15 protein-coding genes are annotated in these 14,898 nt (G+C 67.3%); 11 read left to right on the forward strand and 4 right to left on the reverse strand.

The window, feature by feature from the left end; genetic code table 11:
* Nucleotides 1-43: 43 nt before the first annotated feature.
* The 3 genes from FHR73_RS06365 to FHR73_RS06375 all read right to left on the reverse strand — a co-directional run bounded on the left by FHR73_RS06365 (nucleotide 44) and on the right by FHR73_RS06375 (nucleotide 2,556).
* A complete protein-coding gene (locus tag FHR73_RS06365; protein WP_221191472.1) occupies nucleotides 44-988 on the reverse strand; it encodes a FecR domain-containing protein in 945 nt (314 codons plus the stop codon).
* Nucleotides 985-1,497 carry a sigma-70 family RNA polymerase sigma factor gene (locus FHR73_RS06370; RefSeq protein WP_133861742.1) on the reverse strand — a complete coding sequence of 171 codons (513 nt, stop codon included), beginning with the start codon at nucleotides 1,495-1,497 and terminating at the stop codon, nucleotides 985-987. Before FHR73_RS06370 ends, FHR73_RS06365 begins: the two co-directional genes overlap by 4 nt.
* A gap of 129 nt (nucleotides 1,498-1,626) precedes the next feature.
* A complete protein-coding gene (locus FHR73_RS06375; RefSeq protein WP_183630066.1) occupies nucleotides 1,627-2,556 on the reverse strand; it encodes a LysR family transcriptional regulator in 930 nt (309 codons plus the stop codon).
* A 379-nt stretch (nucleotides 2,557-2,935) separates the two neighbouring features.
* On the opposite strand from FHR73_RS06375, the gene FHR73_RS06380 reads away from it, so the two are divergent.
* From FHR73_RS06380 to FHR73_RS06430, 11 genes are all read left to right on the forward strand, one after another.
* Entirely contained in the window at nucleotides 2,936-4,456 is a 1,521-nt protein-coding gene (locus FHR73_RS06380) for an amino acid ABC transporter permease/ATP-binding protein (RefSeq protein WP_183630067.1), read from the forward strand.
* Between the two features lie 29 nt (nucleotides 4,457-4,485).
* Nucleotides 4,486-5,358: a phytanoyl-CoA dioxygenase family protein gene (locus FHR73_RS06385; RefSeq protein ID WP_183630068.1), complete on the forward strand. Its 873-nt coding sequence runs from the start codon at nucleotides 4,486-4,488 to the stop codon at nucleotides 5,356-5,358.
* A 29-nt stretch (nucleotides 5,359-5,387) separates the two neighbouring features.
* Complete coding sequence (locus FHR73_RS06390; protein WP_183630069.1) at nucleotides 5,388-6,227, forward strand: ABC transporter substrate-binding protein; 840 nt, start codon at nucleotides 5,388-5,390, stop codon at nucleotides 6,225-6,227.
* A gap of 19 nt (nucleotides 6,228-6,246) precedes the next feature.
* Nucleotides 6,247-6,978, forward strand: coding sequence for a class II aldolase and adducin N-terminal domain-containing protein (locus FHR73_RS06395; protein WP_183630070.1), 732 nt, complete (start codon nucleotides 6,247-6,249; stop codon nucleotides 6,976-6,978).
* Nucleotides 6,979-7,058: 80 nt separating this feature from the next.
* A complete protein-coding gene (locus tag FHR73_RS06400; protein ID WP_183630071.1) occupies nucleotides 7,059-8,351 on the forward strand; it encodes an NAD(P)/FAD-dependent oxidoreductase in 1,293 nt (430 codons plus the stop codon).
* Nucleotides 8,352-8,486: 135 nt separating this feature from the next.
* Entirely contained in the window at nucleotides 8,487-8,903 is a 417-nt protein-coding gene (locus FHR73_RS06405; RefSeq protein ID WP_183630072.1) for a RidA family protein, read from the forward strand.
* 9 nt (nucleotides 8,904-8,912) lie between these two features.
* Nucleotides 8,913-9,590, forward strand: a complete 678-nt coding sequence (locus tag FHR73_RS06410; RefSeq protein ID WP_183630073.1) for a DUF1028 domain-containing protein — start codon at nucleotides 8,913-8,915, stop codon at nucleotides 9,588-9,590.
* Nucleotides 9,587-10,738, forward strand: a complete 1,152-nt coding sequence (gene argE, locus FHR73_RS06415; protein ID WP_183630074.1) for an acetylornithine deacetylase — start codon at nucleotides 9,587-9,589, stop codon at nucleotides 10,736-10,738. The genes FHR73_RS06410 and argE overlap by 4 nt, the downstream gene beginning before the upstream one ends.
* A 127-nt stretch (nucleotides 10,739-10,865) precedes the next feature.
* On the forward strand, nucleotides 10,866-11,477 hold the full coding sequence (locus FHR73_RS06420; protein ID WP_183630075.1) for a glutathione S-transferase family protein: 612 nt from the start codon (nucleotides 10,866-10,868) through the stop codon (nucleotides 11,475-11,477).
* 44 nt (nucleotides 11,478-11,521) lie between these two features.
* A complete protein-coding gene (locus FHR73_RS06425) occupies nucleotides 11,522-13,573 on the forward strand; it encodes a pyridoxamine 5'-phosphate oxidase family protein (RefSeq protein ID WP_183630076.1) in 2,052 nt (683 codons plus the stop codon).
* Between the two features lie 61 nt (nucleotides 13,574-13,634).
* Complete coding sequence (locus FHR73_RS06430) at nucleotides 13,635-14,525, forward strand: LysR family transcriptional regulator (protein ID WP_183630077.1); 891 nt, start codon at nucleotides 13,635-13,637, stop codon at nucleotides 14,523-14,525.
* Here the strand turns inward: FHR73_RS06430 and FHR73_RS22730 are convergent.
* Nucleotides 14,500-14,877: an aldehyde dehydrogenase family protein gene (locus FHR73_RS22730; RefSeq protein ID WP_409258653.1), complete on the reverse strand. Its 378-nt coding sequence runs from the start codon at nucleotides 14,875-14,877 to the stop codon at nucleotides 14,500-14,502. The two genes, FHR73_RS06430 and FHR73_RS22730, sit on opposite strands and share 26 nt — an antisense overlap.
* Between the last annotated feature and the right edge of the window lie 21 nt (nucleotides 14,878-14,898).

Consider the following 14,898-nt stretch of genomic DNA (forward strand, 5'->3'; position numbering starts at 1 on the left):
CCGTTAATGACCGACGAGTACGGAAAAGGGGACAGGATTTTTTTCAGACGCTGACCGAGCGGGGTTTCACGGTCACCCAGAAGCGGCTGCGCCAGTGCAGCTCCACCGGCAGCGTCGCGGCCAGGAGCGCGAGTACCCGGTCGGTATCGGCGAGCTGGAAGCTACCGGTGACCCTGAGGCTGGCGAGCGCGGGATCCCAGCGCAGCAGGCCACGGCGATAGCGACCGAGTGCCTGCAGGAATTCGTCCAGGGGCTGGTCCTGGGCGATCAGCACGCCCTGGCGCCAGCTCAGCAGCGTCGCGGAAAACGGCTCGATGGCACCGATCCCCAGGGCACTCAGGCGCAATTGCTGGCCCTTGCCCAGGTCCAGCCCCGGCCCGCTCAGCGGCTGCACGCCGACGCTACCGCTGACCACGCGCACGTCGCACCCCTCGTCATCCTGCTGCACGCAGACCTCGGCCTGGCGCACCGTCAGGGCCCCGAACCGGGTGTCCAGCGTCAGGGCCTGGGCGCCGGGCACCTGCAGCGAAAGCTCGCCCTGCACGAGGGTGAGCCGCCGCCGTGCTTGATCCAGGTTCACGGCGGTCGCGGTATTGAGTTGCAGCAGGCTGCCGTCGGCCAGGGTCAGGCTGCGGCGTTCGCCGGTGGCGGTGCCGAGATCGGCGGTCCAGGCGTCCAGCGGCACTTCCTGGGTCAGCCACCACCCCGTCGGTACCACCAGCGCCAGGCCGAGCAACTGACGCAAGGCGCTACGCCGACCGCGATCGGCCGGTTGCAGACTGGCCATGGCCAGCCGCGACGGCACCGCGGCGAAGCGTTGCTGCAGCGCCAAGGCCGCCTGCCAGGCGCGCTCGTGCTCGGCATGGGCCTGGCGCCAGGCCTGCAGCTGCTGGTGTTCGCGCTCGCCGGCCGCGCCGGATTCCAGCAACGCCAGCCAGCCCGCGGCCTCGCGGATCGCTGTCCGCCGCCGGTCCTGGGCACTGTTCAGCACAGCTCCGCCAGCAGGCAATGTTCATAGGCCTGCGCCATGTATCTCTTGATGGTGCGCTCGGAGACCTGCAAGCGCTCGGCGATCTCGCGATAGGTGAGGTCTTCGAGCTGGCTGAGCAGGAAGGCATGGCGCACCGTGGCGGGCAGGCCGTCGAGCAGCTCATCGAGGGCCTGCAGGGTTTCCAGCAGTACCCAACGTTGCTCGGGCGATGGCGCGCAGGCTTCGGGCAGTTCGGCCAGGGCGTCGAGATAAGCCTGCTCCAGGCTGCGCCGGCGCTGGAAATTGATCAGCAGGCGCTTGCCGATGGTTACCAGATACGCCCGCGGCTCTTGCAGTTCGCCAAGCACCTCGGGATTGCGCACCAGCCGCAGAAAGGCCTCCTGACTGAGATCGGCCGCATCCCATTCGCTGCCCAGCCGCCGCCGCAACCAGGCCTGTAGCCAGCCGCTGTGGTCGCAATAGAGCCGATGAAGATGGCGTGAGGATGCGAGAGCCATATCACTCATGACGGGTGCTGCCTGCGCGATGATGCTTAGATGATATTGATTCTACTTTACATTGATCGGCGGCGACCAGCCCGGGGCCGTCTATCCCTGCCCTTTCGCCCGGAAAAGGGGTAAAGGCCAGCACGGCTTTCAGCCTGACGGACTTTCTACCGGCACCGGCGACAGATCGACACTCCGGCAATAGTCCATGAACAGCCGCGTCGCCTTGGTCGGCTCGTTGTTGCGCAGGTAGGCCATGATGAAGGTCGAGGCCGGCATGTCGTCGTGGATGTTGACCTGGGCCAGGCGCTTGCCGTCGTAGGTCATGTCGGTGGTCGGCCGGGTGACCAGCACGGAAAAGCCCAGCCCCTGCCCCACCATGCAGCGCACCATCTCGATGGAGGGGGAGCTGTAGGCCACCGTGGGGTGGTAGCCCTTTTCCTTGAAGATGTCGATGAAGTAGTTACGGCTGGGCACCACGTCCAGCAGGATCATGGGCTCGCGACTCAGCTCCTTGAGCGTCACCGCCTTCTTGCCGGCCAGGGGATGGGCGATGGGCAACAGGGCATAGGGCTTGTGCGGTGCATTGAGCTTTTCCTTGGTGATGGAATCGCCCAGCTCCAGATCGTAGAGAAACACCAGGTCGAAGCGCCCCCGGTGCACCCCGTGCATGAGTTCGTGCTGTTCGCCGTCGTGCAGCTGGATGGTGATTTCCGGATAGAGCCGCTTGAACCCGGCGACCAGCTTGGGCAGGTAGAGCGGTGCCGCGGATTCGAAACAGCCGATGGCCACGGTCCCCGAAACCATCTCGTTTTCCGCCTTGGCGTTCTGTTCCAGTTCATGGGACAGCCGCAACAGTTCCTTGGCCTTTTCGTAGAGTCGGCGCCCGCTGGCGGTGAGGGACACGCCCTGGGCGTGATGGCGGATAAACAACTTCTGCTCGAAACTTTCTTCGAGATTCTTGATGGCGACGGAAATCGACGGCTGGGATATGTGCAGTTGTCGCGCCGCCTCGACAATGCTGTCTTCCTCGACCACCGCGACGAAATAACGAAGTTGCCTGAGCGTAAAGTGGGTCACGGATCGCCTATAGGAAAAACCTGTGCAAAGCTCGCCTCTGCATAGCCTTTACTCTCGAAGCGAAAGCTGTGCCAGGCGGCCTGCGCCTGCCGCCCACACCCAGCAAACCCTTGAAAATCCAGCGGATGTCCGCTGCATTCCGGTCGCGCCAGTGCACCAAAAGCCTGCACTACAGCCTTTAATGGCGGCACTTTGCCCCTTATGAGGGCATATTGGAAAAGTCCTCCAGCCGCTGCCGTGCCTGTATAGCAAAGTCCTATACAGAGGCCCGTAATTTGTTAATTGACGATAAGTCAGCTGATTGCCAATTCTGTAATTGCAGCGACCGGACAGCCCTCTTCGAAGGTGTCCTTACAATGAATGGCGACAGGTTTTGACGATGACTTTCGACTGGAACTACATGTTCGGCCTTATCGGCGACACTCAATTCTGGCTGGCAACCTGGACCGTCATCAAACTCAGCACCCTCACCTGGGTCATCAGCATCGCCCTGGGCTTCTTCATCGCCCTGGCCAAGCAGTCCCGGCATCCCGCGCTCAACCTGCCGGCCCGCGCCTACATCTGGTTCTTTCGCAGCGTGCCGCTGCTGGTGCTGCTGATCTTCATCTACAACCTGCCGCAGGCGCTGCCGGCCACCTCGGTGGTGCTCGCGGATCCCTTCTGGGCCGGCCTGATCGGCCTGGTCATCAGCGAGACTGCCTATGTCGCCGAGATCCACCGCGGTGGCCTGCTGTCGATTCCCAAGGGCCAGGGCGAGGCGGCGCGGGCGCTGGGGTTGCGCTTTCTCGGCACCCAGTGGCGCATCGTCATTCCCCAGGCCCTGCGCGTGGCCCTGCCGTCGCTGGCCAACGAATACATCTCCATTGTCAAGCTCAGCTCCCTGGTGTCGGTGATCTCCCTCACCGAGATCCTGATGGTCGGCCAGCGCCTCTATTCGCAGAATTTCCTGGTCATGGAGACCATGGTGGCGGTGGCCTTCTACTACGTGCTGATCGTCACCCTGTTCGACTTCCTGCTCAAACGCCTGGAGCGCTTCCTCGACGTCACCCAGCGCAAGGTGGTGCGGACCCCCGACGCCCAGGTGCTGGCCCTGGCCACCCAGGCGTCGACCGCCAGCGCCAAGCCGCAATGGGACGCCAGCACCCCTGCGCTGCAGGCGGCGCGCCTGCACAAGGCCTACAACGACGTCGAGGTGCTGGGCTCGGTCAACCTGCGCATCCAGCCTGGCGAGGTGGTCTCGGTGATCGGCCCGTCCGGCTCGGGCAAGACCACCCTGATCCGCCTGCTCAACGGCCTGGAGCAACTGGACAACGGCGAGATCCGCATCAACGGCCAGCCGTTCATCCACCTCCGCAAGGACGGCGCCCAGAAGCCGCGCTTCATCGAGCACAGCGAGCACCGCCTGGACATCGGCATGGTGTTCCAGAGCTTCAACCTCTTCCCCCACCTGACGGTGCTGGACAACCTGCTGCTCGCGCCGCGCTATCACCGCCTGGATACCCTCGCAGCGCTCAGGCAGCAGGCCTATGCCCTGCTGCACAAGGTCGGGATGCTCGACCACACCTGGAAGTATCCGCACCAGCTGTCCGGCGGCCAGCAGCAGCGCGTGGCCATCGCCCGGGCGCTGATGATGCGACCGCAGATCATGCTGTTCGACGAACCCACCTCGGCGCTGGATCCGGAAAAGGTCAACGAGGTGCTGCAGGTGATCGAGGCCCTGGCCCAGGAGGGCATCACCATGGTGATCGTCACCCACGAGATGAACTTCGCCTTCAAGGTCTCGGACCGCATCGTCTTCATGGAAAAGGGCCGCGTGGTCTGCGACGACGCGCCCCAGGTACTGCGTAACGGCCAGCATCCGCGCGTCGAGGCCTTTCTCAAGGACGTGTCCCTGGCTTGACCCCACCCCTTGGCTTCTGGAGAACCCCTATGATCGAGCAAGCGCAACTGGACCAGTTTCACCGCGACGGCTACCTGGTGGTCGAGAATCTGCTGACGGCCGAGGAAATCGCCACCCTGCAGGCCGATTTCGATCTCTGGGTGGAGGACAGCCGCAGCCACGCCGAGGCCTGGGGCGAGACCCAGGACGGCCGCGCCCGTTTCGACGTGGAGCTGGACCACCGGCCCGACCACCCCTCCCTGCGCCGGGTCAGTTCGCCGACCGAGATCTCCGCGGCCTATCGTCAGGTTGCCCTGTCCTCACGCATGGCCCGGGTCGCCGCCCAGTTGATCGGTGGCAACGGTACGCGCTTCCACCACAGCAAGATCAACTCGAAGCTGCCGCATACCGCCACCCAGGTGAAGTGGCACCAGGATTTCCTCTTTACCCCGCACAGCAACGATGACGTGGTTACCGCGCTGCTGATGGTGAGCGAAGTGACCCCTGAGAACGGCCCGCTGACGGTCATTCCCGGCAGCCACCGCGGGCCGCTGTGGTCGCACTGGCAGGACGGCCGCTTCAGCGGCGCCGTCGATGACGAGGTAGTCGCCGAGCACTGCGGCCAGCCCGTGGCCTGCTTCGGCCCGGCCGGTTCGGTGTGCTTCATGCACACCCGCCTGCTGCACGCCTCCAGCCCCAACCAGACCGAATTGCCGCGCACCCTGTTCATCAGCGTCTATGCCGCCGAGGACGCCCTGCCCTTTGGCGAGAATCCGCTGCCCAGCGAGCACGCCGGCGTGCTGGTGGCCGGTCAGGAAAGCGGGCTGGTGCGCAGCGTGGCCAACAGCGTGCGGCTGCCGCAGAAACCGCGCGGCGCGTCCTTCTTCGTCCAGCAGGCCGGGCTCGACCAGGCTGCCGTTTGATCTTTCCTACCCCCTCAAGGAGCACCGCCATGCAAAGAGTCAGCAGCGCCTCGATTCGAATCCTCTCCACCGCCGTACCGGGCGCCGGCCTGGCGCTGGTCTCCAGCCTGGCCTCGGCCGATTTCCTGCAGCCGGGCAAGCTGGTCGCCGGATCCGACCTGACCTTCTTCCCCTACGAATATGTGCAGGACAACAAGCCGGCAGGCTTTGACATCGAATTCGTCGAGGGACTGGGCAAGCTCATGGGCCGCTCCGTGGAGACGATCGACACCCGCTTCCCCAACCTCATCACCGGGCTGCAGGGCGGGCGCTTCGACATCACCAACTCCTCGATGTACATCACCGCGGACCGCCTCAAGGTGATCGACATGATCCCCTACCTGAAGAGCGGCGAGTCGATCATCGCGCTCAAGGGCAGCAGCTATCAGCCCAAGAAGCCGGAAGACTTCTGCGGCCACAAGATCGGCTCCATGGGCGCCACCTCCTGGCTGCAGCAGCTGCACAAGCTCTCCGACGAGTACTGTGTGAAGAATGGTCTGCAGCCGATCGCCGTGAGCGAATACGGCACCGATCCCCAGACCACCCAGGCACTGCTGTCCAAGGCCGTGGAGGCGCAGATCACCGACGCCGCCGTGGCCCGCGGCCTGGTGGAGAAGCTCGGCAATCGCGTGGTGATTTCCTCGGACAGCCTGATCTACCCGGTGCTCAATGGCTTCGGCGTGAAAAAGGGCAACGACGCGGTCAAGACCGCCCTGGTGGATGCGCTCAAGCAGTACAGCGCCACCCCGGAGTACGCCGCGCTGCTGAAGAAGTACAACTTCCAGGCACCCACCGAGGCGGACATCGCCGCCCTGATGCCCAAGCCCTGAGCCTTCCGGAGTCACGACCATGGCACTTTCTCCCGAGGAACGGCTGCGCATCGATCTGGCGGCGACCTTTCGCGTCATCGCCCACCTCGGCATGCACGAAGCCGTCGCCAACCACTTCAGCGCCGCGGTCTCCGCCGACGGCAAGCAGTTCCTGACCAATCCCAAGTGGAAGCACTTCTCGCGCATCCGCGCCAGTGATCTGCTGCTGCTCGACGCGGACGATCCGCAGGGCGCCGAGCGGCCCGACGTGGACCGCACGGCCTGGTCGATCCACGGGCAGATCCATCGCCGGCTGCCGGAGGCCAGGGTGGTGCTGCACCTGCACCCGGTCTACACCACGGCGGTGGCCTGCCTGGCCAAGTCCGAGGTGCCGCCCATCGACCAGAACACCGCGCGCTACTTCAATCGCCTGGCGGTGGACGAACTCTATGGGGGCATGGCCGACACCGAGGCCGAGGGCGCGCGCCTGGCCGGGTTGCTGGATGGCAAGCAGCGGCTGCTGATGGGCAATCACGGCGTCATGGTGATCGCCCCCACCATCGGCCAGGCCTTTGACGACATCTGGACCCTGGAGCGCGCCTGCCAGATCCTGGTCACCGCCTGGTCCACCGGCCAGCCGCTCAGGGTGCTTTCCGCCGAGGTCGCCGAAAAGACCGCCCGCGCCTGGGAAGGCATCACCGACTTCTCCGAGCAGCACTTCGCCGAGATGAAAGAACTGATGATCCAGCAGGACCCTTCCGTGCTGGATTGATCGCCGCGGAGCCTCAGCGCTCCGCCCTCCTACTGCTTAGATGACGGCCGCACCCTGCGGAGCGGCCGAAGGGTACCCTCATGTCCACATTACCGACCACGATCGACACCCTGGTGATAGGCGCTGGCCAAGCCGGCGTCGCCATGAGCGAGCACCTGGGACGCCTCGGCATCGAGCACCTGGTGCTGGAAAAGAACCGCATCGCCGAAGCCTGGCGCACCGGTCGCTGGGATTCCCTGGTGGCCAACGGTCCGGCCTGGCACGATCGCTTCCCCGGGCTGGAATTCCAGACGGCGCCGGATGGCTTTCCCGGCAAGGACGAGATCGCCGCCTACTTCGAGACCTATGCCCGGCAGATCGGCGCGCCGATCCGCACCGGCGTCGCCGTCACCCGGGTGACCCGCGAGGCCGGCCAGGCGGGCTTTCGGGTGGAAACCTCGGCGGGCAGCCTGAACGCCCAGCGGGTGGTGGTGGCTACCGGCCCCTTCCAGAAACCGGTGATCCCGGCGATCGCGCCCACGGACGAGGGGCTCTACCAGATCCATTCCGCCCATTACTTCAATCCGCAGCAACTGCCAGGCGGCGCGGTGCTGGTGGTGGGCGCCGGCTCCTCCGGGGTGCAAATCGCCGAGGAATTGCTGCGTGCCGGCAAGCGCGTCTATCTCTCCGTCGGCCCTCACGATCGGCCGCCGCGGGCCTATCGCGGCCGCGACTTCTGCTGGTGGCTGGGCGTGCTCGGCCTGTGGGACACCGAGACCATGCAACCGGGTCGCGAGCACGTGACCATCGCCGTCAGCGGTGCCCGCGGCGGCCATACCGTGGACTTCCGCCGCCTGGCCCAGGCCGGCATGACCCTGGTGGGCCTCACCGACACCTTCGTCGACGGGGTGGTGCGCTTCCGCCCGGACTTAAACCAGAACCTCGACGCCGGCGACGCCAACTACCTGGCCCTGCTGGACGCCGCCGACGCCTATGCCGCCCGCCACGGCCTGGACTTGCCCGAGGAGCCCGCCGCCCGCGAACGGGTGGCGGACGCCGCCTGCATCCGCGAACCGCTCAAGGAACTGGACCTGCAGGCCGCGGGCGTGACATCGGTAATCTGGGCGACCGGGTACGCGACCGATTTCAGCTGGTTGCAGGTGGATACCTTCGGCGACAACGGCAAGCCCAAGCACCAACGCGGCGTCGGCGCCGAGCCGGGCATCTACTTCGTCGGTCTGCCCTGGCTCAGTCGCCGCGGCTCGGCCTTCATCTGGGGCTGCTGGCACGACGCCCGCCACGTGGCCGACCAGATCGCCATCCAGCGCCGCTACCAGGACTACCGTCCGAGCGCTGAGACGACCACCCACCCCCAGCAGTCGCGCAGCGCCTGACAGCCAACCCTACAGGGCGCGTAGGTTGGGTTGAGCGCCGGCGAAGCCCAACAGGATCGATATCAAGTCCGCCGTGTTGGGCTTCGACGATGAAGCCATCTCAGCCCAACCTACCTTGAAACAAGGAGAATCCCCATGGCTACCCCGACCCACACCCGTATCCGCATGTTCAACACCAAGGACACCTACCCCAACCAGACCCTGGACAACGACCTCTGCCAGGCCGTGCGCGCCGGCAACACCGTCTATGTACGCGGTCAGGTGGGTACCGATTTCGAGGGTAATCTGGTCGGGCTGGGTGATCCCCGCGCCCAGGCCGAGCAGGCGATGAAGAACGTCAAGCAACTGCTGGAAGAAGCCGGCAGCGACCTCAGCCATATCGTCAAGACCACCACCTACCTCATCGATCCGCGCTATCGCGAGCCGGTGTACCAGGAGGTCGGCAAATGGCTCAAGGGCGTCTTCCCCATCTCCACCGGCCTGGTGGTGGCGGCCCTGGGCCAGCCCCAATGGCTGATGGAGATCGATGTCATCGCCGTGATCCCCGACTGAGGCCACGCCATGACCTTTTCCCTTACCGCCCGTTGCGCCGCGACCGGCCAGTTCGGTATCGCCATCAGTTCATCGAGCATCGCCGTGGGCGCCCGCTGCCCCTGGCTGCAACCCGGGGTCGGCGCGGTCAGCTCGCAGAACATCACCCTGCCCGCCCTGGGGCCGCGCACCCTGGAGTGCCTGGCGCAAGGTCTGACACCCGCGGCAGCCCTGGCCGAGAGCCTGGCCGGCGACGGCTACGCCGAGTATCGCCAGGTGACCGTCATCGACGCCCAGGGCCGCAGCGCCCACCACAGCGGTGCCCATACCCTGGGCGTGCACCAGGCCTTGAGCGGCCTGAACTGCGTGGGCGCCGGCAACATGCTGGCGAGCCCCGCGGTGGTCGAGGCGCTGGTGGCAAGCTTCGAAACCAGCCAGGGCGCCCTCGCCCAGCGCCTGCTGCTGGCCATGCAGGCGGCCATGGCCGCCGGTGGCGAGGCCGGTCCGGTGCATTCGGCGGCGCTGCTGGTGGTGGGCGACGCCAGCTGGCCCATCGTCAATCTGCGCGTCGACTGGGCCGAGACGGATCCCATCGGCCAACTGGCTGCCCTCTGGCGCGCCTATGAGCCGCAACTGCAGGACTACCTTGATCGCGCAGTGCGCCCGGATCTCGCCCCCGGTTACGGCGTACCGGGGGACGACCGATGAGCGCCAGCCGCGACCTGCTGGCGCGACTGGTGGCTTTCGACACCACCAGTCGCGAATCTAACCTGGCGCTGATCGACTTCGTCGCCGGCTACCTGAAGGGCTTCGGCGTGCCCTATGAGCTGGTCCACAACGCCGAGGGCACCAAGGCCAATCTGTTCGCCACCCTGGGACCGGTGGACGTGCCGGGCATCGTGCTCTCGGGCCATACCGACGTGGTGCCGGTGGACGGCCAGGCCTGGACCCGCCCCGCCTTCGAACTCAGTGAAGAAGAAGGCCGCCTCTATGGCCGCGGCACCGCCGACATGAAGGGCTACCTGGCCTGCCTGCTGGCGCTGGTGCCGGCGGCCAGCCGCGCGGCCCTGCGCCGCCCGCTGCACCTGGCGCTGTCCTATGACGAGGAAGTCGGCTGCCTGGGCGTGCGCAGCCTGCTCGACCAGCTGGCCCAACGCCCGGTCAAGCCGCTGCTGTGCCTCATCGGCGAACCCACCGAGCTCAAGCCGGTGCTCGGCCACAAGGGCAAGGTGGCCATGCGCTGCCAGGTGCACGGCGCGGCCTGTCATTCGGCCTATGCGCCCCAGGGCGTCAACGCCGTCGAATACGCCGCGCGCCTGGTCGTCGAACTTGGCCGGCTCGGCGAGGCGCTCAAGGCCCCGGAAAGCCAGGATCCACGCTTCGATCCGCCCTTCTCCACGGTCCAGACCGGCCTGATCGCTGGCGGCCAGGCCCTGAACATCGTGCCCGAGGACTGCGCCTTCGATTTCGAGATCCGCGCCCTGCCCGCCCAGGATCCCTACCAGGTGATCCATCAGCTACAGGCCCATGCCGCGGCGACCCTGCTACCGGCCATGCGCGCCATCAGCGGTCAGAGCGCCATCCGCTTCACCGAGCTGTCGAGCTATCCCGGCCTGGATACCGCCGTCGAAAGCGAGGCGGCCGAATGGGTCGCGCAATTCTGTGGCTCCCGCGACTTCGGCACGGTGGCCTTCGGTACCGAAGGCGGTCTGTTCGCCGCGGCGGGCATTCCCACCGTGGTCTGCGGGCCCGGTAGCATGGCCCAGGGTCACAAGCCGGACGAATTCATCAGCCAGGCGCAGCTGGACGGCTGCGATGCCATGCTGGGGCGGGTGTTGGCCTTCGCCTGCCGCTAGCCCGATCATTCCATTTTGCGGAACGCTGAACTGACCAGAAGGCCCATTCCCTCGAAAGCGCTCCTATCCCAAGCTGGTAGCACCTAGCGGGCCCACCCTCGGCCCGCTGCCTGCCAGGAGTTGGATCATGAAGCTCTACCACCTGCCGTTATCCGGTCATGCCCATCGCGCCGTGCTGTTCGCCTCGTTGCTGGGCCTCGCGCCCGAACTCGTCGAGGTCGACCTCGCGGCCGGCGAGCACCGCACCCCGGCGTTCCTCGCCCTCAATCCCTTCGGCCAGGTGCCGGTGCTGGATGACGATGGCGTGATCGTCGCCGACTCCAATGCCATCCTCGTCTACCTGGCGAAGAAAATGGGCCGTACCGACTGGCTGCCGGAAGACCCCGCCGGGGCCGCCGCCGTCCAGCGCTGGCTGTCGGTGGCCGCGGGCGAACTGGCCTATGGCCCGGCAGCGGCGCGGTTGATCACGGTATTCGGTGCCCGGCTGAATGCCGAGGAAGTCATCGCCCGCGCCCACGTCCTCCTAGAGCGGCTGGAGGCTCATCTGGCGAACCGCGACTGGCTGGCCGCCGATCATCCAACCCTCGCCGACGTCGCCCTCTACAGCTATCTGGCCGGCGCGCCGGAAGGCAACGTGGACCTGGCCCCCTATACCGCTGTGCGGGCCTTTCTGCAGCGGGTGGAAGCCCTGCCCGGCTTCGTGCCCTTTCCGCAGACGGCTGCCGGTCTGCGCGCCTAAGGCAGCTGGATCACCCGCCTTCCCCACCGCGAGGAGCAACCTCGATGAGCACGCCCCTGAACGCTCTGCCCACCTGGCACCCCGGCGAAACCGCCCTGCAGGAGCGCGTTGGCGTCCGCCAACGGATGGCCGAGGTCGGCCCGCGGGTGATCCGCAGCTTCATGCCCGACCAGCACCGCGCCTTCTACCAGCAACTGCCCTTTCTGGTGCTGGGTAGCGTGGACGCGACCGGCGCGGCCTGGGCGACGATCCTGGAAGGCGCGCCGGGCTTCGTCAGCGCACCGACGCCAACGCGGCTGGACATCGCGGCCAGCCTACCGGCAGGTGATCCAGCCGGCGCTGGCCTGGCGGATGGCACCGCCGTGGGATTGCTGGGCATCGAGCTGCACACTCGGCGCCGCAATCGTATCAATGGCGAGGTCGAGCTGACGCCCCAGGGCCTGCAGGTGACCGTGGACCAGAGCTTCGGCAACTGCCCGCGCTACATCCAGTTGCGCGACCTGCAACCCAACCAGCCACCGGATAAGACGCCCGCGCCGGCCGCCGAACCCCTCGAGGCACTGGATGAGGCGGCACGCCAGCTGATCGAAGGGGCCGATACCCTCTTCGTCGCCTCCTATGCCGAGCAGGAGGGACGGCGCCGGGTAGACGTCTCCCACCGTGGCGGCAAGCCGGGCTTCGTCCGGGTGGATGGCGAGGGCGTGCTGACCATTCCCGACTTCAACGGCAACCTGTTCTTCAACACCCTGGGCAACATCGTCATCAACGGCCAGGCCGGACTGCTGTTCGTCGACGACGAGCGCGGCGATCTGCTGCAGCTGAGTGGCACCGCCGAGGTGGTGTTCGACTCGCCGGAGATCGCCGCCTTCGAGGGCGCCGAACGCCTCTGGACCTTTCGCCCGCAGCGTATCGTCCGTCGTCGCGCCGCCCTGGCGCTGCGCTGGCGGGCGCGGGCCGGGGGCGAGTCGGACAGCAGCCAGCTGACCGGCAGCTGGGTGCAAGCGCGCGAGCGTCTGCTGAGCAGGGCACTCGGCAACCGCTGGCGACCCTTGCGCGTCATCCGCATCGTCGAGGAGAGCGCCACCATCCGCTCCTTCCATCTCGCCGCGGCGGACGGCACCGCCTTGCCGCCCACCCAGGCCGGCCAGTTCCTGCCGGTACGCCTCATCCGGACCGCCGGCCAGGCCCCGGCGCTGCGTAGCTATAGCCTCTCCAGCGCGCCGGCCGACGGGCACTACCGTATCAGCGTCAAGCGCGAGGGGCTGGTGTCCACCTGGCTGCATGAACGGCTGCGCGAGGGCGATCTGCTCGACACGCGCCCGCCGGCGGGGGACTTCACCCTGACCGCCGCCGACCAGTCCCTGGTTCTGCTGGCTGCCGGCATCGGCATCACCCCGCTGCTGGCGATGCTCAGGCACCTCGTTCACGAAGGACGCCGGACCCAGCGCCAGCGCCGGATCACCCTCTTCTACGGCGCCCGGTCGAAGGCCGAGCGCGCCTTCGATGCGGAACTGGCCGAATTGGTGGCCGCCGCCGGAGGCTCGCTGCGCCTGGTGCGGGCGCTGAGCGATACCCGCGGGGCCGTGGCGGATACCGACTACGAGGTGACCGGGCGGATCGACCTGGGCGTGCTGGGCCGCTTCCTGCCCTTCGGCGATCACACCTTCTACCTCTGCGGCCCGGCGGCCTTCACCCAGGCACTGTACGACGGCCTGCGCGGTTACGGCATCGAGGACGCGCGTATCCATGCCGAAGCCTTCGGTCCGGCGGCGCTGCGCCGCAGTCAGCCCCTGGAAGCGGCGGCGCCTGTGCGTCCAGCCGCGGCCACGGACAGCGTGCCAGTGGTCTTCACCGCCTCGCTCAAGGAAGCGCGCTGGACACCCGCGGCGGGCTCGCTGCTGGAACTGGCCGAAGCCCGTGGCCTCGATCCCGCCTTCAGCTGCCGCGAAGGTCATTGCGGCAGTTGCCGGACACGGCTGCTCGGCGGCGCCGTCACCTATGCGCGCGAGCCGGTGGCGCGGGTCGCCGACGGCGAGGCGTTGCTGTGCTGCGCGGTGCCGGCGGCTGGCACCGCCCGCCTGGAGCTCGATCTATGATCCACGCCGCCTGAAGTTGACTACCATGGAGCCTGGTCGACAAGACAGGACGGCGAGGCAGATGGATCGTTGGCAGGCGATGCGCGTGTTCGTGAAGGTGGCGGAAACCGAGAGTTTCGCCCGTACCGCCCGGGAGCTGCACCTGAGCGCACCGGCGGTGACCCGCCTGGTGGCCGCGCTGGAGGAACGGGTCGGTGCGCGCCTGCTGGTGCGCACCACCCGGTCGGTCAGGCCCACCGAAGCCGGCGCCCGCTACCTGCAGGATTGCCGGCGCATCCTCGCCGAGATCGCCGAGGCGGAGCTGGCCGCGGCCGGCCACTACGCCAAGCCGGTCGGTACCCTGACCATCACCGCCCCGCTGCTGTTCGGGCAGCTGCACGTGCTGCCGCTGCTGCTGGACTATCTCGAACGCTATCCACAGATGCGCGCCCGCACCTTCTTCGTCGACCGGCCGGTGAACATCGTCGAGGAAGGCATGGACGTCGCCCTGCGCATCGGCCACCTGCCCGATTCGGGCTTCACCGCCATCCAGGTCGGGCGCGTGCGCCGGGTGGTCTGCGCCGCCCCCGCCTATCTGCAGGCCCAGGGCATGCCCGCTACCCCTGCCGCACTGCGTGAGCACCGCATCCTGGTGTCCCACAGCGCCTGGTCATCACCGGAATGGCGCTTTGCCGATGGGCACCGGGTGAGCGTAGATCCGCTGCTGCACTGCAACACCAACGAGGCCGCCATCAGCGCGGCGAGGGCCGGTCGCGGCCTCACCCGGGTCCTGCACTACCAGATCGCGCCGGCCCTGGCCGAAGGCGCGCTGCAGATCGTTCTCGCCGAGCACGAGGAAGCGCCGCTGCCGATTCACCTCATCTACCCCGAAGGCCGCCAGGCGCCGGCCAAGGTACGGGCCTTCATCGATCTCGCGGTGGCGGCGCTCAGGGACAATCCGCTGTTCGCCTGAATCCCTCAATGGCCGAGGATCGCCTTGGTCTCCAGGCGCGCTCGAAGGCGTAGTCGCCTACCCCCTCGCGCGCCACGCGCAGGTGTTCCAGGGCCAGGGGCACCTGCAGGGCCCGGGCCGCGGCAAGGGGCGCGCCCATCTCCCGGGAAATCACCTGGGCGAAGGTGTCGGCACGCTGTGTCAGCAAGGTCTGCAGGCGCTCCAGCCGTTGGGCGCGAGCGGACGTTCGGTCGCGGGATCCGTCACCGTGGCCCGGGCGGCGCCAGGCACCGGTACCCAGTGGCCGGCGAGATAGCAGCAGCGGGTCACCTGGGTGATCGATCAGTGGTTGCAACCTAGGGTCCAGCAGCATGAGGGTGGCTCCCAGATGGCG

The sequence above is a fragment of the Pseudomonas sp. AS2.8 genome (genome assembly GCF_014190935.1).
GTDB lineage: Bacteria > Pseudomonadota > Gammaproteobacteria > Pseudomonadales > Pseudomonadaceae > Chryseomonas.

Bases quoted from the DNA above. Each gene is read 5' to 3' on its own strand.
- FHR73_RS06430 (WP_183630077.1), top strand. From the start codon at position 13,635: ATGGATCGTTGGCAGGCGATGCGCGTGTTCGTGAAGGTGGCGGAAACC.
- FHR73_RS22730 (WP_409258653.1), bottom strand. From the start codon at position 14,877: ATGCTGCTGGACCCTAGGTTGCAACCACTGATCGATCACCCAGGTGAC.
- FHR73_RS06425 (WP_183630076.1), top strand. From the start codon at position 11,522: ATGAGCACGCCCCTGAACGCTCTGCCCACCTGGCACCCCGGCGAAACC.
- FHR73_RS06395 (WP_183630070.1), top strand. From the start codon at position 6,247: ATGGCACTTTCTCCCGAGGAACGGCTGCGCATCGATCTGGCGGCGACC.
- FHR73_RS06390 (WP_183630069.1), top strand. From the start codon at position 5,388: ATGCAAAGAGTCAGCAGCGCCTCGATTCGAATCCTCTCCACCGCCGTA.
- FHR73_RS06380 (WP_183630067.1), top strand. From the start codon at position 2,936: ATGACTTTCGACTGGAACTACATGTTCGGCCTTATCGGCGACACTCAA.
- FHR73_RS06405 (WP_183630072.1), top strand. From the start codon at position 8,487: ATGGCTACCCCGACCCACACCCGTATCCGCATGTTCAACACCAAGGAC.
- FHR73_RS06410 (WP_183630073.1), top strand. From the start codon at position 8,913: ATGACCTTTTCCCTTACCGCCCGTTGCGCCGCGACCGGCCAGTTCGGT.
- FHR73_RS06370 (WP_133861742.1), bottom strand. From the start codon at position 1,497: ATGAGTGATATGGCTCTCGCATCCTCACGCCATCTTCATCGGCTCTAT.
- argE (WP_183630074.1), top strand. From the start codon at position 9,587: ATGAGCGCCAGCCGCGACCTGCTGGCGCGACTGGTGGCTTTCGACACC.
- FHR73_RS06420 (WP_183630075.1), top strand. From the start codon at position 10,866: ATGAAGCTCTACCACCTGCCGTTATCCGGTCATGCCCATCGCGCCGTG.
- FHR73_RS06385 (WP_183630068.1), top strand. From the start codon at position 4,486: ATGATCGAGCAAGCGCAACTGGACCAGTTTCACCGCGACGGCTACCTG.
- FHR73_RS06400 (WP_183630071.1), top strand. From the start codon at position 7,059: ATGTCCACATTACCGACCACGATCGACACCCTGGTGATAGGCGCTGGC.